At 55.9% G+C, this 24660-nt stretch carries 18 protein-coding genes and 1 pseudogene; 10 read left to right on the top strand and 9 right to left on the bottom strand.

Annotated elements, in window-relative coordinates; genetic code table 11:
* The first annotated feature begins 60 nt into the window (after nt 1-60).
* The 3 genes from RUH64_RS05365 (at nt 61) to RUH64_RS05355 (ending at nt 4314) form a co-directional block, all read left to right on the top strand.
* On the top strand, nt 61-2283 hold the full coding sequence (locus RUH64_RS05365; protein WP_313811896.1) for an NADP-dependent isocitrate dehydrogenase: 2223 nt from the start codon (nt 61-63) through the stop codon (nt 2281-2283).
* Nucleotides 2284-2418: 135 nt separating this feature from the next.
* Nucleotides 2419-2796 carry a hypothetical protein gene (locus RUH64_RS05360; RefSeq protein ID WP_313811895.1) on the top strand — a complete coding sequence of 126 codons (378 nt, stop codon included), beginning with the start codon at nt 2419-2421 and terminating at the stop codon, nt 2794-2796.
* 1038 nt (nt 2797-3834) lie between these two features.
* Complete coding sequence (locus RUH64_RS05355; RefSeq protein WP_313811894.1) at nt 3835-4314, top strand: GtrA family protein; 480 nt, start codon at nt 3835-3837, stop codon at nt 4312-4314.
* On the opposite strand, the gene RUH64_RS05350 is transcribed toward RUH64_RS05355, so the two are convergent.
* Both RUH64_RS05350 and RUH64_RS05345 read right to left on the bottom strand, forming a co-directional pair.
* Nucleotides 4311-5843 carry a dGTP triphosphohydrolase gene (locus RUH64_RS05350; protein ID WP_313811893.1) on the bottom strand — a complete coding sequence of 511 codons (1533 nt, stop codon included), beginning with the start codon at nt 5841-5843 and terminating at the stop codon, nt 4311-4313. The two genes, RUH64_RS05355 and RUH64_RS05350, sit on opposite strands and share 4 nt — an antisense overlap.
* A gap of 40 nt (nt 5844-5883) precedes the next feature.
* A complete protein-coding gene (locus RUH64_RS05345; RefSeq protein WP_313811891.1) occupies nt 5884-6804 on the bottom strand; it encodes a 2-hydroxyacid dehydrogenase in 921 nt (306 codons plus the stop codon).
* Nucleotides 6805-7006: 202 nt separating this feature from the next.
* Here RUH64_RS05345 and RUH64_RS05340 point away from each other — a divergent pair, with 202 nt between their 5' ends.
* Both RUH64_RS05340 and RUH64_RS05335 read left to right on the top strand, forming a co-directional pair.
* Complete coding sequence (locus RUH64_RS05340) at nt 7007-8191, top strand: Fic family protein (RefSeq protein ID WP_313811890.1); 1185 nt, start codon at nt 7007-7009, stop codon at nt 8189-8191.
* 544 nt (nt 8192-8735) lie between these two features.
* Nucleotides 8736-8963 (top strand): type II toxin-antitoxin system prevent-host-death family antitoxin, encoded by a 228-nt coding sequence (locus RUH64_RS05335; protein ID WP_313811888.1) that lies wholly within the window; start codon nt 8736-8738, stop codon nt 8961-8963.
* A 349-nt stretch (nt 8964-9312) separates the two neighbouring features.
* Here the strand turns inward: RUH64_RS05335 and RUH64_RS05330 are convergent, their stop codons facing one another.
* From RUH64_RS05330 to RUH64_RS05300, 7 genes and pseudogenes are all read right to left on the bottom strand, one after another.
* Entirely contained in the window at nt 9313-10524 is a 1212-nt protein-coding gene (locus tag RUH64_RS05330; RefSeq protein WP_313811887.1) for a glycerate kinase, read from the bottom strand.
* A gap of 12 nt (nt 10525-10536) precedes the next feature.
* Nucleotides 10537-12015 carry an SLC13 family permease gene (locus RUH64_RS05325; protein ID WP_313811886.1) on the bottom strand — a complete coding sequence of 493 codons (1479 nt, stop codon included), beginning with the start codon at nt 12013-12015 and terminating at the stop codon, nt 10537-10539.
* Entirely contained in the window at nt 12012-12674 is a 663-nt protein-coding gene (locus RUH64_RS05320) for a response regulator transcription factor (RefSeq protein WP_313811884.1), read from the bottom strand. The genes RUH64_RS05325 and RUH64_RS05320 overlap by 4 nt, the downstream gene beginning before the upstream one ends.
* Before the next feature lie 2 nt (nt 12675-12676).
* Nucleotides 12677-14203, bottom strand: a complete 1527-nt coding sequence (locus RUH64_RS05315; protein WP_313811882.1) for an ATP-binding protein — start codon at nt 14201-14203, stop codon at nt 12677-12679.
* Complete coding sequence (locus RUH64_RS05310) at nt 14193-14567, bottom strand: hypothetical protein (protein ID WP_313811881.1); 375 nt, start codon at nt 14565-14567, stop codon at nt 14193-14195. Before RUH64_RS05310 ends, RUH64_RS05315 begins: the two co-directional genes overlap by 11 nt.
* Before the next feature lie 114 nt (nt 14568-14681).
* Nucleotides 14682-14849, bottom strand: a pseudogene (locus RUH64_RS05305) (YdeI/OmpD-associated family protein); the annotation flags it as partial.
* Nucleotides 14850-14861: 12 nt separating this feature from the next.
* A complete protein-coding gene (locus RUH64_RS05300) occupies nt 14862-15257 on the bottom strand; it encodes a hypothetical protein (RefSeq protein WP_313811880.1) in 396 nt (131 codons plus the stop codon).
* Nucleotides 15258-15558: 301 nt separating this feature from the next.
* Here RUH64_RS05300 and RUH64_RS05295 point away from each other — a divergent pair, with 301 nt between their 5' ends.
* The 5 genes from RUH64_RS05295 to RUH64_RS05275 are packed head-to-tail and all read left to right on the top strand — an operon-like array spanning nt 15559 to nt 24620.
* Complete coding sequence (locus RUH64_RS05295; RefSeq protein ID WP_313811878.1) at nt 15559-17115, top strand: type I restriction-modification system subunit M; 1557 nt, start codon at nt 15559-15561, stop codon at nt 17113-17115.
* On the top strand, nt 17112-18353 hold the full coding sequence (locus tag RUH64_RS05290) for a restriction endonuclease subunit S (RefSeq protein WP_313811877.1): 1242 nt from the start codon (nt 17112-17114) through the stop codon (nt 18351-18353). The genes RUH64_RS05295 and RUH64_RS05290 overlap by 4 nt, the downstream gene beginning before the upstream one ends.
* A complete protein-coding gene (locus RUH64_RS05285; RefSeq protein WP_313811876.1) occupies nt 18350-19192 on the top strand; it encodes a GIY-YIG nuclease family protein in 843 nt (280 codons plus the stop codon). Before RUH64_RS05290 ends, RUH64_RS05285 begins: the two co-directional genes overlap by 4 nt.
* A complete protein-coding gene (locus tag RUH64_RS05280) occupies nt 19189-22221 on the top strand; it encodes a type I restriction endonuclease subunit R (protein WP_313811874.1) in 3033 nt (1010 codons plus the stop codon). The genes RUH64_RS05285 and RUH64_RS05280 overlap by 4 nt, the downstream gene beginning before the upstream one ends.
* Nucleotides 22222-22232: 11 nt before the next feature.
* Entirely contained in the window at nt 22233-24620 is a 2388-nt protein-coding gene (locus tag RUH64_RS05275) for an AAA family ATPase (protein WP_313811873.1), read from the top strand.
* The last annotated feature ends 40 nt before the right edge of the window (nt 24621-24660 follow it).

The following is a 24660-nucleotide window of genomic DNA, read 5'->3' as shown; positions in this document are numbered from 1 at the left end:
AACGTTGAGTTCAGGGCGGTTAACCCGCTTCCACACGACGTTCAGGGAGACGCCACACCTATGGCCAAGATTATTTACACCCACACCGACGAAGCGCCAATGCTGGCGACCCACTCGTTCCTGCCAATCGTTCAGGCTTTTGCCTCGACCGCCGGTGTGGAGCTGGAGACCCGCGATATCTCGCTGGCCGGCCGTATCATCGCCACCTTCCCGGATTACATCACCGAAGCACAGCGCATCGGCGACGCCCTGGCAGAACTGGGCGACCTGGCTAAGACTCCAGAAGCAAACATCATCAAGCTGCCGAACATCTCGGCATCGGTTCCACAGCTCAAGGCAGCAATCGCCGAGCTGCAGGCAGCCGGCTACGCACTGCCTGACTATCCGGACAACCCATCCTCGGATGAAGAGACCGACGTCCGTGCACGCTACGACAAGATCAAGGGTTCTGCAGTGAACCCAGTGCTGCGCGAAGGTAACTCGGACCGCCGCGCCCCATTGTCGGTGAAGAACTACGCCCGCAAGTACCCGCACTCCATGGGGGCTTGGTCGGCAGACTCGAAGACCAACGTTGCCACCATGGGCGTTGACGACTTCGCATCCAACGAAAAGTCGGTAGTCATCGACGCTGACAAGTCGATCTCCATCCGTTTTGTGGGTGAAGACGGCGAGGTCAAGGTCCTGAAGAAGCCTTTCAAGGTGCTCAAGGACGAGGTCATTGACGGCACCGTGCTACACGTTGCTGCGCTGCAGGACTTCCTGAAGGCCTCCGTAGCCCGTGCCAAGGAAGAGGGCATCCTCTTCTCCGCACACCTGAAGGCCACCATGATGAAGGTCTCGGACCCAATCATCTTCGGCCACGTGGTCAAGGCCTACTTCTCCGAGCTGTTCGACACCTACGGCGACGAACTGGCAGCAGCCGGCTTGAACCCGAACAACGGCCTGGCGGCAATCCTCGGCGGCTTGGACGAACTGTCCGATGAGGTCCGCGCCGGCGTTGAGAAGCTGATCGCCAAGGGCCTTGAAGAAGGCCCGGCAGTTGCAATGGTCGATTCCGACAAGGGCATCACCAACCTGCACGTTCCATCGGATGTCATCGTCGATGCTTCCATGCCTGCAATGATCCGTCTGGGCGGCAAGATGTGGGATGCCCAGGGCAACACCGCAGACACCCTGGCCGTCCTGCCGGACTCCTCCTACGCTGGTGTCTACCAGGCAGTGATCGAGGATTGCCGTGCCAACGGCGCCTACGACCCAACCACTATGGGCACCGTGCCAAACGTCGGCCTGATGGCTCAGAAGGCTGAAGAGTACGGCTCACACGACAAGACCTTCGAACTGGCAGGCAACGGCCACGTTCAGATCGTCGACGAAAACGACACCGTGCTGATCGAACACCAGGTCTTCGCAGGCGATATCTGGCGTGCATGCCAGACCAAGGACGTCGCCATCCGCGACTGGGTCAAGCTGGCAGTGAACCGCGCCCGCGCCTCCCAGACCCCGATCGTGTTCTGGCTGGACGAGAAGCGCGCCCATGACGCAGTGCTGATCGCCAAGGTCACCGAGTACCTCAAGGAACACGACACCGATGGCCTGACCATCGAGATCCTGAACCCTGTCGAGGCAACCAAGTACTCGATCGAACGCATCCGCGAGGGCGAAGACACCATCTCCGTCACCGGCAACGTGCTGCGTGACTACCTGACCGACCTGTTCCCAATCCTGGAACTGGGCACCTCGGCAAAGATGCTGTCCATCGTTCCACTGCTGGCAGGCGGCGGCCTGTTCGAGACCGGCGCCGGCGGCTCCGCTCCAAAGCACGTGCAGCAGCTGGTTTCCGAAAACCACCTGCGCTGGGATTCGCTGGGCGAGTTCATGGCACTGGGCGCTTCCTTCGAGCACCTGGCAGTGACCACCGACAACGCCCGTGCCCAGGTATTGGCAGACACCCTGGACGCCGCCACCGGAACCTTCCTGCTGGAAGACAAGTCGCCTAAGCGCAAGGTCGGCGAGCTGGACAACCGCGGCAGCCACTTCTACCTGGCCAAGTTCTGGGCTGAAGAGCTGTCCAAGCAGGACAAGGACGCCGAACTGGCATCCGCGTTCGCCGAGGTTGCCAAGGCACTGGACTCCAACGAAGAAGCAATCGTCGCCGAACTGGCTGAGGTTCAGGGCAAGGCAGTAGACATCGCTGGCTACTACCGCCCGGACGAGGCAAAGACCACCTCGGTCATGCGTCCATCGGTCACCTTGAACCAGGCTCTGGAACTGCTGACCAAGTAGTCCCTCGCTAAGTACGCATCAGGCGCCGTTCCCTTTTCTGGGAACGGCGCCTGATGTGCATTAAGGCCTAGGAGCGAGAAGGCAACGTAAGATCGATAAGCAAACTCAGTCCGATGCTTGCCAGGGAGTGACTCCATGTACATCCGGTTTCAATCGCCGAACAAGAACCAACGGGGCATTCACGTGGGGATCTTCGGGCTGATCAACTCTCTGGGACGCCGCGGTGTGCTCAGCGAAGAAGATCACCACCTCTGGCGGTCCATGAATGACTGGTTCAACCAGGCGTACCCCGATCCGACTGTTTCAAGCCCGGAAGTCTACGATGATGACGTTAACCCCGGTGCGGTGGCGTGGTTCAAATCAGCTGCGGTGCATCTGCTGGAGAGGATTCCGCCCTACCGGGAGTTGCTGGATCGATACGGCGTTGACTGCGAACGTGTCGCTTCAACAGATCCCGGCAGAGTGATCTACGAAGATGAGTTTCAAATAGTCGTCGTGTCTCGCGAAGGATAGGCGTCTACTGGTTTGGCTCGTGCTCCAGCCAAGGGAATCCAGCCGGATCCGCTCGTGATAATTCCCGAATTCTCGATGCGTCGTGCGACCGCGGAACAAGCGGTAGGTTGGTCCGAGAAACATCAACAGAATAAATGACAGGTACGGGGGATTGGCTAACCCACTGGCATTCGGTAATCCAACCCAGCTTCGAGTCTTTATAAGATGGCATTCTCGTAAACTCAGATCTTGGAACAACGTGAACCGTTCCGTCAGTGAACGATGACGTGCCTTTTGCATTAGCGGCATATGAGATGAAGATGCGTCGCATCGTGGATGCTTTGCTCTGCAGTTCCAAAGGAGAAACATGCATTGAGAAAGCCTGGACAATGTGGCGAGCGAATCGCATAGGCAATAGCCCACGTGGGGTCATTGGTGGCAAAAACAGCCGTCGTCTTTGAAAAGTCGTCGATGCTGAAATCAAGCGGAGCTCGGGGCTCCAAGAGCTCCAGAGAGCGTGACTGGGAACCGTGGAGCAGAAACTGACCGGTCTCGACATACTGCATGAGTCGCGACCAAACGTCATCTCCCTCTACAGGGGCAGGATGATGCCACGAGGACACTGCCATGGAAATTACCAACTCCCAGCTTGAAAGAAGAACGAGAAACGTTCAATCGAGCAGCTTACTTCGGACCAACCCCATAAGCATGTCACTGAAAGTATCAACTGTTGATACTTTCGGTGACTTAAAGCAGATTCATGCTGCTTTCCGGCCTCTGCCAGTCTCACTGTGTGAGTGTGGGATTTTGAACTTGGCTGAGATCTGGCGACATGTTGCAAGCGGAACACCTTCAGACTCGGCGAAAGTGGCTTGAAGAACTCGTGTGCGCCCAAGCTCACATTGGTTGCATCGTGCCGTATGAGCATTGGTATTTACGCGCCAGTAATAAGGATCCGGACAGCTGATTTACAGGCGTCTCTTTGGCTGTGTTCAAGGGCAAGAACTAAAATTAGTTCACTAGGCGATGTTTTTCGCTGTTGTCCAGTTCAGGAGAAGTATGTCTCTGCGTGAAAATCCGGTAGTCGTCAGGGCTCTGCGCTTTCTTGGTGTCGGTGGCTTTTGCTTCATCGTCACCTTGGCAGTGAACTACGGCCTGAAGTTCACCGTATTGGGCGCACACCCAACCACTGCTTTCCTGATCGCCAATACGGTGGCGACGGTGGTTTCCTATGTCCTTTCACGCCAATACACCTTTCAGGACCGCAACGACGCCTACCGAAAGCGCACCCAGTTCATCGGCTTCTGCGTAGTTTCCGCCATCGGTATCATCATCAATTCAGCCCCGCTGTATATTTCACGCTGGGTCTTCGGGCTGCATACGCCGGAAGTTTCCTTCCTCGTTCAGGAAACCGCTGACTTTATCTCTGGCCCGGTCATCGGCACGGCGCTTGCCATGGTGTTCCGTTGGTGGGCCCTGCACAAGTTTGTGTTCCCAGATGAGCAGAAGGCGGACAAGGAAGTCGAGCTGGCGGCCTAAAGCCCCCGGCCCGCTTCCCACAGGTTGTCTGCCGTACCGGTGAGCAAGGCATTCAGCGATACCGCCTGGGCGTCGGTGAACGAAGCGATGTAGTCGACAATCGCCCGCGCCTGTCCCAGCCGCTGCACTTCATGCGGGCTCGCCTGCCGGAAATGCTCTGGAGACCTCTCCTTGAGCTGGCGGTATTCCTCGGTAGTCGCCTCCACCGAGTCCAACAGCCGACGGGGCGCACGGCCCGCGTCCTGGGCGTCATTGAGCCAGTCGTGGAATCCCTCAGCCAACGACCTGACGATCCGCGTCTGACCTCGCTGGTACACCGCCAAATCCGGCCGTTCCAAAACAAAACGCGCATGAACGAATTTCAATACGATCACGTCGTGCCAGGCGGCATCTCCCAGCCGCACATGGCCGCTGCGGATTGTCGGAGTTTCCTCAACAATGACCGATTCCTGTAGCCGGTCGATCCACCGCCGGGTAAAAGTGGTCACGGCCCGGTCCGCGCCCAATCCACCGTTATAGGGCACAGCCAACAAACCATCGACTAGGTCATGTCCCACGCGTTTAACTGAGGCGCGGAAAGCTTCAGGATTTGCCACCCACGGGTCCTTGGCCAGCGCGCGACGCCAGGTCATTTCAAGCGCATGTCCCGGACGGCGGGCATCCAACTCCACCTGTTTTAGGGCGGATAATTCAGCAGTATTGTCCAGCCATGCTCGCAGCTCCGCCGAGACACTGGTGTATTGCAGTACCCCTGCGCGGTAGAAATCGTCGAGGTCGTGCACCGCATAGGCGATGTCATCGGCAATATCCATCACCGAGCTCTCGATGGTTTGCTGATGCTTCGAGATGGTGGGGAAGACCGAGAGTACATCCTGCATCTCGTGCGCTTCGATGTCATAAGCTGAGTACTTCAGGGCGCCTGCGGCAGGGTCGGTGCCGACGCCGCGAGGCAGCAGCTCGGGGGACAGCGGAGCTAGGGCACGCCACTCATTGCGGGTCCACGGGTATTTCAGTACCGCAGCACGTACGGCGCGGGTCAGGTTCATGCCTCTGGCGGTTGCATCGCAGCTGTCCAGCGCGGTGAGAATACGGAAGGTCTGCGCGTTGCCTTCAAACCCGTCGGGTAAGCGTAGGAATCCGCGGGCCACACGATCCAGCTCCTGCTCACCGAGGTGGCCGAAGGGCGGGTGTCCCAGATCGTGGGCGGCCGCTGCCGCCTGGACTACGACCGGATCACAGCCGCCCAGGTGCTCAACGAGCGCCCTGGTTTTTTCATCGGCATTGCGCAGCCTGATCGCAATGGATCGAGCAACCGCGGAAACCTTGAGCGAATGGGTCAGCCGGTTGTGCACCAGGGTTCCGGAACCTGCCTGCGGAATAACCTGGGTGACCGATGATAGGCGCGAAAAATACGGCGAGAAGCGGATGCGTTCGATATCGACGCGGAACTCATCTTCGCCCTCGCGTTGAGCTTCGGGGATGGCGCGCTCACGCCCGCCGCCCACGTGTGTTTTAACCCTTGAATCCATGGTAGAAACCAGCCTAGGGGATGGGCGGCTCAATGCCGCGTCAATTGTTGATTTGATTCACCGGTTCGTAGCCTTCGGCAATGTTCAAGACCTGGTCCACAGCCAACTGCGAGACCAGCGCGATGAACTGTCCGGTGTCTCCAGCCATATGCGGGGTGACGATGCAGTTCGGAGCGTCCCACAGTGCGTGGTTTTCCGGCAGCGGTTCCGGATCTGTGACATCCAAAGCCGCATGCAGCCGGCCGGACTGAAGCTCCGGCAACAATGCTTCGGTGTCAACGATAGGCCCTCGGCCCACGTTGACCAGCAGTGCTCCCTCCTGCATTGACGAAAGGAATTGGGCGTCGATGATCGACTCGGTTTCTTGGGTATGCGGCAAGGCAGCAATCACTACATCGGCAGTGGGGAGAAAAGCCCAGAGCCGATCTAGGGAATAAATGGTGAAGCCCTGCTCATGCACTCGTTCGGTTCGAGCAAAGACTGCCAGTTCTGCAGGTCTGAAAGGCAATAGCCGAGTGCGGATTTCACTGCCCACTCCACCGGCACCGAGAAGTACTACCTTTGACCCGTGCAGCGAACCGGTCCAGGTTCGAGTCCACCTCCTCTCGCGTTGTTGCTGACCGGCCTGTGGCAGCTGGCGCAGCGAGGCCAGAGTCAACGCAAGACAATGCTCAGCGGTCGCGTCTTCAACAGCACCACGCGAATTTGTCAGAGTGACACCCTTTGGCAGATGTTCCAGCACCCATTCGTAGCCGATGGACAGCAGGTGGACGTGCTTTATCCCTTTGATGCGGGAGACCCTCGAACGCATCAGCGGGTTGCTGGGTCGTTCGGTCACCAGCATGTCGGCGGGCGGCGCATCATTTGGATCATCGTTGATGTGCCACAAGATCGGCTCGATGCCCGGAACCTGCAGCCGGTCGACGAGGTCCTGCCAGGGGAGTAGTACACGTAATGCCATCTGTGCGGTCGGGTCCTTTCGCTCTGTTCCATTCTGAGTGCTGGCGGAGGAACAGCGGTAATCACTGCAGCCAGTTACATTTTTTGGTTAAGGCCCACAAGCGGGTTCATTTTTGCGAATAACTGACATCTTACTCGAAATTCATGGCATGAATTCATAGTAAGCTCGTGCATGTTTGAATTATTGATGCCAGGAGGTTCACATGGAATGGCCCGCACACACCAGTGAAGTTCGACCCTGGTCGCCTCAAGGCCGGGTGCCACGGGAAGATCGCATGGTCACCGAGGTGACAGTCTCTATTCCGCCCATGATCGCCAATCTGAACTACGAACCACCTCTTGCAGTCTTTCTCGCATCGGAAAAGGCCACGACGAAAATCTCAGCACTCAATAACGAGTCAGGCCATCAACTTGCCGCAATTAGTGGATTCTTGCTGCGCAGCGAGGCGGTATCTTCCTCGAAGATCGAACGGGTGAACGCGAGTCGGAACGATTATGCCAAAGCTACGGTCGGGCTGAAGGCGAGCAAGGATGCAGAACAAATTGTGGCGGCGACGATGGCCATCCAGAAGATGATTGACTCCGCAAAGGACGGGGCCATCACTTTGGAGGCTCTACTCGAAGCACATCACATCCTGCTCAAAGCCGACCCCATAGACGCACAGTACGCGGGACGGCTGCGCGAGGTACAAAACTGGATTGGAGGATCGGACTACTCGCCGCGCGGCGCTGTCCACGTGCCGCCGCCTCACGAACTGGTACCTGCGCTGATCGAGGATCTGCTAATTTTCGCCAACAGGGATGACATCCCTGTGATGGCTCAAGCGGCCATCGTCCACGCTCAATTTGAATCTATCCACCCGTTCACCGATGGTAACGGGAGAATCGGGCGAGCGTTGATCGGTGCAGTGCTTCGTCGCAGAAATCTGACCACAACCACGGTGGTGCCCATCGCTTCGGCGATGGTGTCCGATGTAGAAACCTACTTTTCCTTGGTGAATAATTACCGAAACGGAGCGGTTACTGATTTCGTTCACTACTTGTGTGTTTGTGCCGAGCGCGCGGCCGATGCCTCCCAAGATTCCATCAGGGCGCTTAACGAATTGCCAGAGCAGTGGAAACAGGTTGTGGGTGCGAACCAGAACAGCGCAGCGCTGAAAATCATAGATCAGTTGTTGAACCACCCGGTGATCGACTCTTCTCAGGCAGCTCACTTCGCAGGCGTCAAAGAAAGCTCCATCTACTATGCGCTGGATTTGTTGGTGGATAACGAGGTGCTCGAAGTTGTCTCTTCCAGTAAGCGTAACCGGGCTTGGGCAGCCGGAGACGTGCTCGATGAAATTGACCGCCTCAACGACCGATTACGACAAACGAACCTGAAGGGCTGACAAGTAGTTAGGTTCGACCCGCGAGGCGGACCGCGGATGCCGATATGTAAATAACCCTGTGTATTGTGTCCATTAATTCTCTGAGAGGATCTTCCAGTTCTTCAAGTGAGCGCTGCCTCGTTCCACCGCAGCACGGTGCCGCGAGAGTCCTTTGTAGAACTTCAGATCATGGTCAATCATCGCCCCGGTCCCGGGACGATTCCCTTTCTGGTAAAGGGATTATCCCTGACGTTCCTTTGACCAGGTACTAGCTCACCGATATAGACAGCTCGTCCAGATAGTGTGGTGATGACTTGGACGTTGACGCAGTGCCGCTTCTTTTTACCGGAGTAATGTGTTTGTATCGCTGGTCGCTGTTTGCGACTCCACACGTCATTGCCATCGACAACCAGCGATTCGCCCCTGGGTAGGGCTGCTCCGATACCAGGTGCTTTTAAAGCCAGTGCCAGACTGATCAGGGGCATGAGTTTGTCATAGGTGAGTCCTTATGATGATGGGCTTTGAAAGGAGAGCCGTACCATCATTAGTATCACTAGGAGGCGAAATGGCAATCACAGCCACCGAAGCACGCCGCGATCTCTTCGGTCTCATCGAACGTGTCAATCTGGACCACACCGAAGTCGAGATTATGTCAAAGCGCGGGTCTGCAGTGCTCATGTCAAAAGAAGAATACGATTCCCTCATTGAGACAAGCTACCTTTTGCGCTCACCTAAGAACGCAGTACGCCTGCTCGCTGCACTCGAATCGGTACGAGATGACCAGACTATATAGTACGGGCTTATCGAACCGTGAACGGCAGACCAATGACTTGGACTGCCAATGAGCGGGAAGACCCTAATATCGGGGTTGTTCGGTACCAACGGCTCACAGCAAATCCGCCGCATCACGTAGGTCGAGGACCATAAAACCGCCTACGGCGTAGTAGTCCCTGCGTCGAGCCTAGCCTAAACACTGCTCGGGCAAGATAGTCCTAAGAGTAATGCGGGACCCTGAGCCGGTGGACCGTCACGCCTACACAATCCCGCTGAAGCAGGCGGGAAGAAATCAACGTGGCCGGCAAACAGCATTAGCCCTGCGGCCACGAATCGATCGTGACCACAGGGCCAATGCTCTTACCGGACTACGCCATTTGTTCTCCGCGGGCGGCCATGGCCGAACCCAATAGGACCAACCGCATCGTTCGCTCCGCGGCGTCGATGAGCAGCTGTTCGCCGCGCTCCACCGCCTGAGACAGCGGCATCGGCAGCGTCATGATGGAGGCCAGCGCGTCGATGCCGATTTCATGGACGCTCGGCGCACCCTGGCCCAGTGAACCGGCAAGAGCCAGCACCGGAACACCTGCGCGTTGGGCCCGCGCCGCAACTTCCGCCGGTACCTTGCCGTGCGGGGTCTGGAAGTCGATGGCGCCTTCCGCGGTGATGACCAGATCCGCCTGACGCAGCGCTGCATCAAGATCGATGCCTGCCATGCCCGAATCAAGCAGCACATCGAAGCGGCCGCCGAGTTCTGCGCCGAGCACGGCTGCCATGCCCACGCCCAGCCCGCCCGAGGCGCCGGTGCCTGCCCCGTACATCAGGTCCCTGCCTTCTGCGAAGGGCGCTTCGCGTTCCAACAGCCGCGCCCAGTTCTCCAGACCGGCCTCAAGCTTGGCCACCTGCTTCGGGGTGGCACCCTTCTGCGGTCCGAAGACCCGCGCCACACCCCGTTCCCCGCACAGCACATTGTGGACATTGCAGGCAAGGGTGATCGGCACCTGAGAGACGCCCGGGTGCATGCCGCTGGTATCAAGTGAGGCAGCCCGGCGCAGGGCGCGGCCGCCGAACCCGATCTCTTCTCCCTGCTTGTCCAGGATCCGCACGCCGAGCGCCATCAACGCCCCGGCGCCACCGTCACTGGTGCCAGAGTCTCCGCAGCCGAGCACAATGCGTTCCGCGCCGGCATCCAGCGCCGCGGCGATGAGCTCACCCACCCCGTAGGTCGTGGTGTTTATCGGGTTGCGCAGCTCGCGGGGGACCAGCGACAAACCTGCGGCAGAAGCCATTTCAAGCACCGCGGTGCGCTGGCCGCCCTGCCTGATCATTACCCAGCCTGCGGTGACCTGCTGGCCCACCGGTCCGGTGACCCGCTCGGTGTGCACGGTTCCGCCGGTGCTGGCGGCAATGGCTGCCACGGTGCCCTCGCCGCCGTCGGGAATCGGCATCAAGGTCAAGTGGGCTCCGGGCAGGATGCGGCGCACCCCTGCTGCGATGGCCGAGGCCACGGTGCCGGCATCAAGGGATTCCTTGAAGCCGCTGGGGGCGATCAAAATACGTTGCGGAACGATCATAGCCATGGGTCTTGCTCCTTAGGTGGTGGGGGAGAGAATATTCAGCCCGAGGGCCGGCCAGATCAGCCAGCTGAACAACATCAGCAGGGCGAAAAAGATCGGGGCGAAGCGCAGTGCGAAGCTTCGCAGCTGAATCGGGGAGAAAGTAGGAGTATCGGGAAGTGAGCTGAACAGGGCCACGGGTTTGGCGCTGCTGGTCAGCGTGTGGCAGAAGCCTGCCGCCGCGGTGGACAGGAAGGCCGCCGCTACGGGGTTCAACCCCTGGCTCATAGCCAGCGGGATGATCAACGGAATCAGCACCGCGGAGCGGGCCGACCGGGACTGGATGACCAGGTGCGCGGTCAGCGAGATCACCGTCAACGCAACAACCGTTGCAGGTGCACTGCCGGCGCCGAGGAATCCCAACGGTGCAAAAATCACGGAGGCAAGCCAGCTTGCCGCCCCGGTGTTGTTCAACGCCGTGCCCAGCGCCAGCGTGAAGGCGAGGAACAACAGGATGTTCAACGGGGTTTTCTTGATGCTGGAGCTAAGCCCCGCCCCGGTGAATCCGGGGAAGTTCATCACCGCCGCGCCGATCAGCGCGATCAGTGCCGGGTCGATGCCGGTGGCCGGCGCACTGACCCAGCCGGCGACGACTACCAGCAACACCGCCAGCGCACGGATCATCGCTGCGCTCATGACGGTGCCTCGCTGCGCGGACAGCTGCTGCAACACCGCTGGTTCCAGCGGCCCGCGTTGTTCGGCGGGCACCTGCAGGCGCAGGATCAGCTCACAGGCAAGCAGACAGGAGACCAGTGCCAGCGGGGTGCCCAGCGCCAGCCAGTACAGGAAGCTGATTGGTTCATAGCCTGCGGCCTGTAGCAGCTGGTTGGTGATCAGGTGCGCTCCGGCCCCGATGAGCGTGGCCACCGCGGAGAGCAGCACTACCGCCGGAATCAACAGGCTCAGCCCCACCACCACGGCGCGCTGTGCGGCGAAGATGCCCGCCAGCACCGTGAAGATCGGCAGCGCCAGGGCCGCCCTCCCGCTGGTGGCGGGGATGGCGAAGGCGGTGGCACACAGGGCCAGGGTGAGAAGGTAAAACAGCTGGCGCACGCTGCGGGCCCGGGCGATCACCCTGAATCCGAGGTAGTCGGCCAACCCGCTGGCGCTGATCCCGCCGGCCAGCAGGAACGCACCGAGCAGCAGCCAGATGGTGTTATCGGCCAGGGCGGTAAAGAGCTCTTGCGTGCTCAGCGCCCCCACCGCCACCAGTGCGAGGCTGGCGCACAGCGCCACGTAGGTGTCAGGCAGCTTCGTAGCGGTCCACGCCCAGATCGCCACGGCGAACACACCCAGGGTCAGCGCCCCGGGGACACCGGGACCGGCGGGAGCCAGCGCCAGCAGCCCGCTGGCGCAGACCAAGGCCGCGGGAACCAGGAATCCCAGCCGCGGCTTATCGGGTTTCGGCGCCGGCGGCGCGCTCGCCGGGGTGGTGCGGTAATACACGTCGGTCATTTCAATCGGTATCCCGCCCCGCGGATGGTTTCAATGCGTTCGGCGCCGACCTTGTTCCGCAGGCTGCGCACGTAGACATCCACCACATTGGAAGCCGGGTCGAAGTCAAGGCCCCAAATATGGGCGATCAGCTGATCGCGGGAGAGCACCTGCCCCGCATGTTCGATGAACACCTCGAGCAGCGCGAACTCGCGGGTTGTCAGATCCACTTCCTTGGTGGCCGTGGTCACCCGACGCGAACGCACATCCACGTTCAGATCCTTGCGGGTCAGCAGCTGGCCCGCCGCCGGTTCGCTTTGCTGACCATCCCCAATGCGCAGCTTCACCCGGGCCAAAAGCTCGGCGAACTGGAAGGGTTTGGTCATGTAGTCATTGGCCCCGCCCTCCAGACCCGCCACGGTGTCGAACACCGAATCCCTGGCGGTCAGCACGATCACCGGGGTGCGCACACCCTCGCCGCGCAGGGTTTCCAGCACGGTGAAACCGTTCATCGCCGGCAGCCCGATGTCCAGGATGATCATGTCGATCTCGCCCTGCCGGGCGATCAGCAGGCAGGAGGCGCCATCGCCCACGATGCTCGTCTGGTAGCCGGCCGACTGCAGTCCGCGGCTGACAAAGGAGGCGATATGCGCGTCGTCTTCGCAAATCAGGATGTGCATACTCAGTTCCTTTCGGCTGCCAGCACCGGCAGTTCTGCGGTGATCGCGGCTGGTTCATGGTTGGTCTTGGGGGCTGGGATGTCGACGCCGAAGCGGGCGCCGTCGCCCTTGACGCTGGAGACCCAGGCCGATCCGCCGTGGGCGTGCGCGATGGTGCGCACAATGGCAAGCCCCAGCCCGGCCCCGGCCCGCTCGTGCGGGTTGGAGCCCGAACGGTGGCCCTCGCCGCGTTCAAAGCGTTCAAAGATCGTGGAGACATCCGAGGCGGCGATGCCGGGCCCCGAGTCGTGGATCCAGAAGCGCAGCACGTGTTCACCCTCCTCATTGACCTCGAAGTTCGACCCCATGCGGATGCGGTCCCCGGGGGCGGTGTACTGCACCGCGTTGGTGGCCAGCTGCAGGAAGGCCTGGGTGATGCGCTGGGCGTCCAGCTGGGTTGTGCCCTCGGCGATCTGCACCAGCTGCCAACGCCGGTCGCCGAGCACCTGCACCTTCGCCTCGATGTCCAGCATCAGCTCCACCAGTTCCACCTCGGCGGGGTTGACGAAGTTAGGCTGTTCGGAGCGGGCCAGCACCAGCAGGTCGGAGACGATCCTGCCCATGCGCGCCAGCTCCGAGTCGACCAGCCGCAGCGTCGCGGCCCGTTCGGTCGGGTCGTTGCTGAGCAGTTCCAGGTGCCCGCGCACAATGGTGATCGGGGTGCGCAGCTCATGCCCGGCATCGTCCACGAAACGCTGCTGCGTATCGTAGATCGCCTGCAGCCTGTCCAGCATGTGGTTGAAGGTGGTGGCCACCGCCGCAATGTCGTCATTGCCGTTGACCGGGACGCGCTCGGTGAGGTTCTTGGTGGAGATCTCCTGCGCCACCTGCTGCACCTGGCGGATCGGTTTGAGAATCTGTCCGGCGGCCAGCCAGGCAATGCCACAGGTCAGCAGCAGCCCGGCCAGCCCCACCCAGCCCATGGCCAGGGTCGAGCGCTGCAGCGATGCCACCGCCTGATCGGTGGACTGGGTAATGATCAGCACGCCGCGGTCTTCACCGAACTGCACTGGGATCCGGGCCCAGTGCAGCGCCCCGGAACTGGTATCGCTGACCCCCGAGGTTGCAGCGCTGGCGATGACATTGCGCAGCTCTTCAGGGAGCACCGAAACGTCGGTTCCCGAACGCACCCAAGCGGTGGAGGCACCTTCGGCGGCTGCCACCGACCCGTCGACCACCGCCAACAGGCTCTCGCCGGTGGTCAGCGACTGGCGATGGATATACAGCCGAAGCATCTGCTCAACAGATGAAAACGAGCCGCCGGTATTAGGGTTGCTGCCGGTTTCGGCGAAGCGAACGAACTCGGCGCTTTCCTGCGCCACCGCCTCATTGGCGCTCTGCGTGATTTCCAACTGCGAGATGCTGCGTGCCGTGGCGGAGACTGCCACCAGAGCGATGGTTGTGGTCAACAGGATCCAGCCGGTAATCCGAAGCCTGGCAGAAATCTTGGATTGGCGGATCTTTGCCTGATGCGTTTGATTAGTCGTCATCGGATTCCGCACCATCGTCGTCATCATCGTCGTCTTCGGTGGTGCGCGGGGCAGGAGCCTTCTGCACCTGCTGCTTGGGGGCTGGCGTAGATGCAGGTTTTGGCTTCTCGGACTGCTTGGCCGGTGCCTTGGCTTCGCCGTCCTTCTTCGACTCGTCCTTAGTCGACTGGTCTTCGGACGTTCCCCGGTCCGCTTCCGTAGTGGCTGCGGGAGCCGTGGAACTCGGCGTATTGCTGACGACAACCGGCTGCCGGGGGACATCCGGCACCTGGTCGCTGACCAAGAGCAACTGGCTGCCGATTATCAGACCCAGCGGGATCAGCAGCAGCCCAATGACTAGGGCGGTAGTTCGTTTCTTCCTCACATGTTTTATCTTGGTCTATGTTTGTGAAACCGGTGTGAAGACTACTTAAAGGCTTCTTCATAGAGCCTAGTCATATATGGTTTGGCTATTTTGAAATAACTTGAGAATTTTTATTTACGGGAGTTTGTCTGCCGTTTCGGACAGTTGTGCGATGAATTTCTCTAGCCGCGAGGCTCTGGTCTTTTCGGTTCTGGCGATCATGAGCTGGTGCAGGATGTGATAGCGCGGCTGGGATCTCAACGCGTCGAATGCAGCCTTGGCAGCTGGTGCTGCGTCCAGCGCAGCCTGAAGGTCTTAGGGAACCTGGGCCGTGGCCTGCCCCTGATAGGCGCGATCCCATCGACCGTCTTCTTTGGCTTTGTCGATCTCCAGTTGTCCTCGCGGTCGCATCCGCCCCTGAACGATCAGCTCCTGCACAAACTGCGTATTCTTTTCGGACCAGACCGAGGTTTTCCGCCTCGGTGTGTAGCGCTGCAAGAAGGTCGTCTCATCCTTGCTGCGCCTCTGGCCGTCGATCCAGCCGCTGCACAACGCCTCCTGTAGTGCGTCGGCTACCAGCAGCGAGGTTGGCTCCTTGGTGCCCTTTTTGGCTACGAGCAGCCACACTCCATCGCTAGTTTCTTCATTTTCATCCAGCCAAGCGCGCCACGCGTAGACGTCTCTGAGGATCAGCGGGTTGTCATAGTCCATGCAAACTATTGTGCTGCTTGGCGTCTTGGCTGGAAAGCAACTGCGGAATCGAAGGGAGCGAATCAACTAACAGCCGTAGGCCGAACCTAATAGGTGTAGGGCAAAGGAAATTTTGAATCACAAATATTTGCAATATTTGAAATTAAGGTATTAATAATAAGTTTTTCTTCGAAGCAACGTGCTTCGAGGAGCAGATAACCGTCGACACATTATCCTGAAGGTTTGCTGGGGTAACGTTGCAAGTAATCAAATGCTAGTCGGTGCCCTGAACCGGCGCGGGAGAAAGTAGAAGGTCAACACGGTGAAGGAACAGCAGCGAGCGGAACTGCACAAAACAATCTGGCAAGTGGCCAATGAACTTCGCGGTTCGGTGGACGGCTGGGACTTCAAGTCCTATGTCCTAGGCATTTTGTTCTATCGTTTCATTTCTGAAAACCTCACCAACTACATCAACGATGGCGAACGGGACGCTGGCTCGGCAGACTTTGATTTCGCCAAGATGAGCGATGCCGAAGCCGAGTTCGCGCGTGAGGACATTGTTAGTGAAAAGGGCTTCTTCATTCGCCCTTCTGAGCTATTCGAGAATGTTCGCAAGCGTGCACCACAAGACGAGAATCTCAATGAAACACTTGAAAGCATCTTCCGAGACATCGAAGGCTCAGCAAGTGGTACCGATAGCGAAGATGATCTTAAGGGCCTCTTTGACGATCTGAACGTCAATAGCACCAAGCTCGGTAACACCGTGGCCAAACGCAACGCCAAAATGGTCAAGTTGCTTGACGCGATCGGTGACCTTCCTCTGGGAGGCAAGTTCTCGGATAATTCTATTGACCTATTCGGTGACGCGTACGAGTACCTAATGCAGATGTACGCATCCAGCGCCGGCAAATCTGGTGGCGAATACTACACGCCGCAAGAAGTTTCCGAGCTTCTGGCAAAAATCACCACAGTTGGTAAGACACGCGTCAACAAGGTCTATGACCCTGCTGCTGGATCGGGTTCCCTGCTGCTCAAGTTTGCCAAGGTGCTTGGCAAGGAGAACGTGGGTGGGTTCTACGGCCAGGAAATCAACCTCACCACTTACAATCTGGCTCGCATTAACATGTTCCTGCACGACGTTAATTACGAGAACTTTGACCTTGCACTCGGTGACACCCTGTTGGAACCTCATCATTGGGATGATGAGCCGTTTGAAGCGATCGTTTCCAACCCTCCGTATTCGATCAAGTGGGAGGGCGATGCGAACCCAATCTTGATCAACGATCCACGCTACGCGCCAGCTGGCGTGCTGGCACCGAAGTCGAAGGCAGACCTTGCTTTCACGATGCATATGCTCCACTGGCTGGCGACCAACGGTACGGCAGCGATCGTTGAGTTCCCTGGCGTGCTGTACCGTGGCGGTGCCGAACGTAAGATTCGTAAGTACCTGATCGATAACAACTATGTCGATGCGGTGATTCAGCTGCCTGCCGATTTGTTCTTTGGCACCACAATTGCAACCTGCATCATCGTGCTGAAGAAGTCGAAAAAGACCAACGACGTGCTATTTATTGATGGCTCGGCGCAGTTCGTGCGCAGCGGCAATAAGAACAAGCTCAGTGAAACCAACCAGCAGACCTTGCTCGATGCGTTCATGAAACGTGAATCGTCGGAGCATTTCACAACCCTGGTTGAGAACAGTGCATTTGCCGCGAATGACTACAACATTGCCGTGTCGTCGTACGTCGAGGCTGAGAACACTCGTGAAGTCATCGACATTACCGAGTTGAATGCACGGATCGAGCAGATCGTTGCCCGTCAGTCCGAACTGCGCACCTCAATTGACGCGATCGTGGCTGATCTGGAGGGTGCGAAGTGAGCCAGATTGATGAACTGATCGCCGAACAATGCCCGGCAGGAGTCGACCATAAGACATTGGGAGACGTCGGCGAATTTATTCGTGGAAATGGACTGCAGAAGAAGGATCTTTATGACGAAGGATTCCCGGCAGTGCATTATGGACAGATCCATACTCTCTATGGGATTTCGACCAGAGAGACTTTCTCATTTACCACGACTGATACTGCATCAAAGCTCCGCCATGCGCGCCATGGTGATTTGTTGATCGCCACTACTAGTGAAGACGATGAAGCTGTAGCCAAAGCTACAGCTTGGCTTGGCGACACTGAAGTGGTATTGAGTGGTGACGCATATATCTACCGCCATGAATTGGAACCTCGTTACGTTTCATACTTCTTCCAGAGTCGACAGTTTCAAGATCAGAAGCAGCGTCACATCTCAGGAACAAAGGTGCGGCGAATTTCTGGTTCATCGTTGGCCAAGCTAATTATCCCTGTTCCACCACTTGAAATTCAGCGTCATATCGCAGATATTCTTGATACTTTTAGTAAAATGGAAGCGGAGCTGGAAGCGGAGCTGGAAGCGGAGCTGGAAGCTCGGAAGCAGCAGTATGAGCATTATAAGTCAGATGTATTTAGAACGACGCCCGACGCTCAGTGTGTGAGGCTTGGAGAAGTCGCAGACATACTTCAAGGGTATTCTTTCAAGAGTAGCAGTTATGTTGAATCCGGCATTCGAGTTGTCAGAATATCTGACGTTCAAAAAGGTGCGATGTCTGGAAAAGATCTAAAGTACTATTCAATTGCGAAAGAATCTGAAATAAAAAGGTACATGTTGTTGCCTGGGGATTTGGTGATGTCCTTATCTGGAAGTGTAGGACGGGTCGCTATGTTGACTGATATGGACGTACCTGCCGCCCTAAACCAACGGGTTGCCTGTATCAGGCCATCAAGCTCTAAAATTCTAACGAGATACCTGTTTCATTATCTAAATACAGACGAATTTGAGCAGCAAGCTATCTCATCCACGGGTAACGGAACCGTCAAAAACATCTCTTCCAAGTGGCTAAAAGACGAATTCGTTCCGTTGCCTTCGTTGGAGGCCCAGAATCGAATAATCGATATTTTGGATAAGTTCGATGCTCTCGTCAACGACCTGTCCGTTGGTCTCCCTGCGGAGTTGGCTGCGCGTCGCCAGCAATACGAGTACTACCGCGACAAGCTACTCACCTTTAAAGAGCTGGAGACTGCATCTTGAGTACGACTCCGGTGAATGTGCAGATTCCGTCGGATACTGAAGCTCCGATCATTGCTGACTTTGTTGAGCATGCACTGCGTGTGGCGTATTTTGACCGTCAGCACTGGGTGTCTCTGCCCGCGAGCGATTGGGACGCGCCTGGCGTGTATGTCCTGATGACGGCCGATGGAACGAATCGAGTGTATGTAGGGCAAGCACGCAAACTACGTGGCCGTTTACAGCAGCACAACAACAAGGAAAAGCTTCCTTGGCGTCGTGCTCTGGCTGTGAAGCGCGATACGACTGCCGGGTTCAATACTGCTGAAATCGGATACCTAGAAGGTCGCATCGCTGCTGAGCTTAACGCGTTGCATCAGATCACCGTTGTTGAAGGCCAGTCGAGTGGTGACGAGACTCTGCCGAAGCACATGATGATCTCCTTGGATGCTTTCGTAAAGAGTATCCTCGGTGCGCTGCGCTTAGCTGGTCTGGACGTAAGTAGGAATAATCCGCAAACCGAAGTCGAGGACGAACAGCCGACGCCAGATTCAAAACGGAGCACTAAACCCACGCGAGTTGTTACCGTCGCTGATTTGGTTTCCAGTGGCTTATTACAGGCCGGGCATACCTTGTACTTGAGCCAAGCAGGCAAAGAAGCTGAAGGCAGCGTAACCGCTGATGGCGAGATTATTGTCCGCGGTGTTTCGTATAAATCCCCGAGCACCGCAGCTGCAAAAGCTCTAGAGCTTCAATCTTCTAATGGGTGGGTGACCTGGAAGCTGGGCAACCCAGCCGGTCCACCGCTTGATACTTTGCGACAACAATGGCTGAAACAACAAACGGAGGAGGCAGAAAAATGATCGAAGCACAGGCACGAAAATACGACACTATCGCGGTAAGCAACGAGAGCACCGTTGTCTCGGTCTATGATGCCGATCCGTCAAAAGACACTTCGTATCAGTCTGAAGCACAGCTGGAACGAGAGTTCATTCGCCTGCTCGAAGGCCAAGCCTACGAATACGTGCAGCTGACGCGTGAAGAAGACCTCGTTACCAATCTCCGTACTCAGCTCGAAACGCTAAACCACTTCACATTTTCAGACGAAGAATGGCAACGGTTCTTCAAAGAACGGATCGCCAGTGCTGGCGATGGGATCGTCGAAAAGACGGAACGCATCCAAGAAGACCACGTACAGTTACTAACCCGTGATGATGGTACGACGAAGAACATTACACTGCTGGATAAGCAAAATATCCACAATAACCGTTTACAGGTGATCAACCAGTACGCAGTGGATCGTGGCGAGGGAGGCGCAAGCTTCGCTAACAGGTATGACGTGACCGTACTGGTCAATGGTTTGCCGATGGTGCATATCGAATTGAAACGCCGTGGCGTTCCGATTCGTGAGGCGTTCAATCAGATTGATCGGTACCAGCGGGATAGCTTCTGGGCTGGCTCGGGCTTGTTTGAGTATGTGCAATTGTTCGTCATCAGTAACGGCACACAGACGAAGTACTATTCGAACACTACACGCCGTCAGCACGTCGCCGATGCAACGGGCGCGAAAAAGAAGTCGAAGACTTCTAATAGTTTTGAGTTCACCTCATGGTGGGCTGATGCTCAGAACAAGCCAATTCTTGATCTGACGGCATTTGGCAAGACGTTCTTTGCCAAGCATTCTCTACTGAATATCCTCACCCGCTACTGTGTGCTCACTAGTGATCGCTTACTGTTGGTGATGCGTCCTTATCAGATTGTGGCGACCGAGAAGATCTTGCAGAAGATCGACATCTCTACCAACTACAAGACCCTTGGTTCGCAAGAAGCTGGCGGCTACGTCTGGCACACGACCGGCTCAGGCAAGACCTTGACCAGTTTCAAGGCAGCACAGCTCGCCTCACGCCTACAGAGCGTGGACAAAGTACTGTTCGTCGTTGACCGCAAAGACCTCGACTATCAGACAATGAAAGAGTACGACCGGTTTGAGAAGGGCTCGGCGAACTCCAACACGTCTACTGCGGTACTAAAGCGTCAGCTGGAGGATCCGTCGAAGAAGATCATCATCACGACGATCCAGAAGCTTTCTACCTTTATCGCGAAGAACAATGGTCACGAGATCTATTCAGGCCATATTGTGCTGATCTTTGACGAATGCCACCGGTCCCAGTTCGGTGACATGCACACGGCCATTACGAAAGCGTTCAAACGCTATAACCTGTTTGGGTTTACGGGTACCCCGATTTTTGCGGAGAACTCAGGCAGTGGCGGCAATCCGCACCTGAAGACGACAGCTCAGGCATTCGGTGAGAAGCTGCATACCTATACGATCAAGGATGCGATCACCGACAAGAATGTTCTGCCCTTCCGTATTGATTACGTGAATACGATGAAGGTCGGTTCGGTCCAGGATAAGCAGGTGTCATCGATCGACACCGAGAACGCACTTTTATCGCCTGTACGTGTGTCGCAGGTAGCCTCGTATATCCTGGAGCATTTTGATCAGAAGACGAAACGATCCGTGGGGTATTCCCTAGGGGAGAAGCGTGTTCGTGGGTTCAATTCCCTGTTTGCTACGGCATCGATTACAGCTGCTAGGACGTACTACAACGAGTTCAAACGTCAGCAAGCTGATCTCACACCTGATCGCCGTCTGAAGATCGCTACGATCTTCTCATACGCCGCGAACCCAGATTCTGAAGATGGCGTTCTGGAAGAAGAAGGCTTTGAAACCGAGAGCCTTTCCGGTGATGCTCGTTCTTTCCTGGAATCGGCGATTGCTGACTATAACCAGATGTTCGGTACGAGCTATGACACGAGTTCGGATAGCTTCCAGAACTACTACAAGGACTTGTCTCTGCGGTTGAAGAATCGTGACTTGGATATGGCCATTGTGGTGAATATGTTCTTGACTGGTTTTGATGCGACCACGATGAACACCCTTTGGGTGGATAAGAATCTGCGCTCCCATGGGCTGATTCAGGCGTATTCGCGAACGAACCGTATCTTGAACTCGGTGAAAACGTACGGCAACATTGTGAACTTCCGTGATCTGGAAGAAGCAACGAACGATGCAATTGCCCTCTTCGGCAATAAGGATGCTGCCGGAATTGTGTTACTCAAACCGTATCGAGAGTACTACGAGGAGTATGCGCAAAAGGTCTCTGATCTGTTGGAGAAGTTCGTTCCTGGTCAGATGATCGATAGCGAAGCTGGGCAGAATGAGTTCATCAAACTCTATGGCGAGATTCTTCGTTTGAAGAATATCTTGACCTCGTTTGATGAGTTTGCTGGAAACGAAGTCCTTTCAGTACGCCAAGCCCAGGATTATCAGTCGGTCTATTTGGATCTATGGAATGAGCGGAAAAAGCATGATTCCGGTGAGAAGGAACAAATCACGGCTGATCTTGTGTTCGAGATTGAGCTAATCAAACAGGTTGAGATCAACGTTGACTACATTCTGCTGCTCGTGCAGAAGTACCGAGAAGAACGTGGCGACGGCGATGACAAGGAGCTGCGAGCTGGTATTTCTCGTGCAATTGACTCCAGCCCTTCCCTTCGCAACAAAAAGGATCTGATCGAAAACTTCGTTGACTCTGTGTCTGCGGATGGCTCGGTTCAGGAGGAATGGCAGGCATATGTGCTGAAGCAGCGCGAGAGCGAGCTTGAAGAAATCATTGCTTCGGAAAACTTGAAGCGTGAGCAGACAATCGGATTCGTTGATCTGGCGTTTACCGATGGATTGCTGCGCACCACAGGCACCGAGGTAACCAAGATTCTGCCACCCGTGTCGCGGTTCTCGAAGGAGAAGAATCATGGTGAGAAGAAACGTCGTGTGATCGAGAGACTAACCGTGTTCTTTGAGCGATTTTTTGGGCTGAGTCAGAAATAGGAGACAGTCAAATGTATAAAAAATTTGAATGGATACGCGAATGCGGATTCTTTGAAGATTATCGTTGGGACGGCGGACTACCTCCATTTCAAAAAATTAACGTAATTTTCGGTTCAAACGGCACAGGAAAGACATCGTTGTCTGGCGCGTTTTACGGATTGCGTGGATCACAAGACAGTAATGGACCTAGTCGTGTGTCTGTAGTGCTTGACAGTGAGCCAGTCACGATCACAGACGGGGCTGACAACCCCATATTTGACCGTACCTTCATATTCAGCGAAGAGTTCGTGGCCCGTAGCCACAACTTCACTTCAGGTAGCGCTGATATGCCCGCCGTTCTCACTATTGGCGAACGGACAAATGAAGCAGAAGTAGAACTTGAAACTCTGCGGAAAGAACGAGACGACGCACTAGAACTAGAAAAATCTCATAGAGAATCTGCAAAAAACGCACGTTCCGAATTGGATGCAACCTTTGGAACGATTTCCCAGCAGGTAGTAGACGCAGCCAGCAGGGCCGAGGGGCGTTGGCGATCCCGCGGGAGCTATAGTTCGAGAGTCGTGCGGACCGCTTATGAAGGTTCGCACTCTGGCTGGACAAAGCTTGGCGATGAAGAGCTACAGGTCAAAATCGGAATTGTAAATTCGGATAAAGCTGAGCTGATTGATCTCAAGCAAATTGTGGTAGCCACGGCGCAGAGCCTCGAAGATCGAGCAGTCTCTGCACTTGGAGCGACACCAACTAATATTTTGCTGGATTCTCTGGCTGCACATCCCCAAGCAACAAATTGGGTCAACGAAGGCCGGGGATTGCACGAGAACATCGATGAATGTATTTTTTGCGGGTCCGATTTTACTGTGGAGCGCCGTAATCAAATCAATGGTCATTTCTCGGATGCTGTAAAGGCGCTAGAGAGAGATCTTGCAGGTCTGATACGAGAGCTGGAAGAGTTATTAAAATCGATTCAAAATTCTCTAACTCACATACCTGCGAAAGGTCTATTTTTCGAAGATTTACGTTCGCAGTATGATTCAGCGGAATTTTTATTGAAAAAGGAACTTGAAAACCTTCATACTTGGGCAGTAGATCTTAAAAATCGCCTTATAGAAAAGTCTGGAAACGTCCTGCAATCTATGGATTCATCGCTCACTGATGCACCTGTAGTGAAAGCGATGGATATGCTGAGGCTGCGCAGAGAACATAACGATCGGGTGGAGCAGCATAGTCAACAAGTGCAAGATGCTGCAAGGTCTATCGAATCCCACTACCTTAAGGCAGCTGAGGAATCAGTCGGAAAATACAGTGAAATAGCCAAATCTGAGGCAACCAAGGCAGATCAGCTTCAGGCTAAGATTAACAAATTGAAGGCTCGAATCACTACTCTCGAAAATGTCGAAGGTGATCCTCAGCCGAGTGCCAAAGTACTGACTGAGGAGGTTGCGAGGTTGCTTGGGCGGCGCGAGCTTGAATTCCAAACCGTCGAAGACCGTTATCATGTGACCCGTAATGGTAAGCCGGCAATTGGACTGAGCTTAGGCGAGCGTACGGCAATTACACTCGTTCATTTCTTCGAGATGATTGCACGTTTCGATCTCGCAAACGGTAAGCCGATCGTTGTAGTTGACGATCCAGTGTCGAGCCTTGACAGTGATATTTTCATGGGTGTTTCGACTTATATTTGGAACGAAACTATTGTTAAAGATCATATTTCCCAATTGTTCTTACTTACGCATAATTTTGAACTTTTCCGTCAGTGGGATATTCAGATAGAAGCGCTTCACCGTAGCGGAAAAATTGGAGGGATCAAGGCGAAGGAATTGTATTCCGCTTCCTTCTACGAAATTAAACCAAAGATTGAGACTAAGGGACGGGATACCCGACGTAGGCCCCACTTGGCAGCGTGGCCTCCATCGGATCGGGTTCGTAAGATGGTCCGCTCAACTTATCATCAGGCTTTCATGGCCGTAGCCGATGCACAGCTCGATCTGCAAGCAGACGATAGCATGGAGAAACGACTAAGTGCTCAGTTACTGTTTCCGAATGTCGTGCGTAGGATGCTTGAAACCTTTCTTGCCTTCAAGCACCCGGAATGGGTTGGAGACTTTGGTGCATCAATGCGAAAGTCTGCAATATTGCTAGAGGAAGCCAAATATCCTGGTGATGCGAATGCTCTACGCCTCAGGCTGACGAGATATGCGCACGCACATTCCCATAGCGAAACCCCTGCTACGGATATCGTTGTTAGTCCTGATGAAGTCTTTAGCGCTATCTCGGCAGCGTTTGAGTTTATGAATACCCTTGATCCAGCTCATTTTGCAGGGCTTTGTGAGGTGGCAAATATTGATCCAAAAGTTTTGTTATCGGTCGGAGATACGCTTGAATCAGCGGATTCTAATTAGGAACTGAGCGCGAGATACCGCTGAGTAGCGCCATAGCTTG

The organism is Glutamicibacter sp., from assembly GCF_032154645.1.
Classification (GTDB): Bacteria; Actinomycetota; Actinomycetes; order Actinomycetales; family Micrococcaceae; genus Glutamicibacter.
Note: the sequence above shows the minus strand (reverse complement) of the source record. Positions and strands in the feature narration are given on the sequence as shown.

What these genes read in the sequence shown, in the direction of transcription:
- RUH64_RS05340 (WP_313811890.1), top strand. Translation starts at nt 7,007, where the DNA reads ATGGAATGGCCCGCACACACCAGTGAAGTTCGACCCTGGTCGCCTCAA.
- RUH64_RS05325 (WP_313811886.1), bottom strand. Translation starts at nt 12,015, where the DNA reads ATGACCGACGTGTATTACCGCACCACCCCGGCGAGCGCGCCGCCGGCG.
- RUH64_RS05315 (WP_313811882.1), bottom strand. Translation starts at nt 14,203, where the DNA reads ATGACGACTAATCAAACGCATCAGGCAAAGATCCGCCAATCCAAGATT.
- RUH64_RS05320 (WP_313811884.1), bottom strand. Translation starts at nt 12,674, where the DNA reads ATGCACATCCTGATTTGCGAAGACGACGCGCATATCGCCTCCTTTGTC.
- RUH64_RS05365 (WP_313811896.1), top strand. Translation starts at nt 61, where the DNA reads ATGGCCAAGATTATTTACACCCACACCGACGAAGCGCCAATGCTGGCG.
- RUH64_RS05275 (WP_313811873.1), top strand. Translation starts at nt 22,233, where the DNA reads ATGTATAAAAAATTTGAATGGATACGCGAATGCGGATTCTTTGAAGAT.
- RUH64_RS05300 (WP_313811880.1), bottom strand. Translation starts at nt 15,257, where the DNA reads ATGGACTATGACAACCCGCTGATCCTCAGAGACGTCTACGCGTGGCGC.
- RUH64_RS05345 (WP_313811891.1), bottom strand. Translation starts at nt 6,804, where the DNA reads ATGGCATTACGTGTACTACTCCCCTGGCAGGACCTCGTCGACCGGCTG.
- RUH64_RS05350 (WP_313811893.1), bottom strand. Translation starts at nt 5,843, where the DNA reads ATGGATTCAAGGGTTAAAACACACGTGGGCGGCGGGCGTGAGCGCGCC.
- RUH64_RS05330 (WP_313811887.1), bottom strand. Translation starts at nt 10,524, where the DNA reads ATGGCTATGATCGTTCCGCAACGTATTTTGATCGCCCCCAGCGGCTTC.
- RUH64_RS05360 (WP_313811895.1), top strand. Translation starts at nt 2,419, where the DNA reads ATGTACATCCGGTTTCAATCGCCGAACAAGAACCAACGGGGCATTCAC.
- RUH64_RS05335 (WP_313811888.1), top strand. Translation starts at nt 8,736, where the DNA reads ATGGCAATCACAGCCACCGAAGCACGCCGCGATCTCTTCGGTCTCATC.
- RUH64_RS05280 (WP_313811874.1), top strand. Translation starts at nt 19,189, where the DNA reads ATGATCGAAGCACAGGCACGAAAATACGACACTATCGCGGTAAGCAAC.
- RUH64_RS05355 (WP_313811894.1), top strand. Translation starts at nt 3,835, where the DNA reads ATGTCTCTGCGTGAAAATCCGGTAGTCGTCAGGGCTCTGCGCTTTCTT.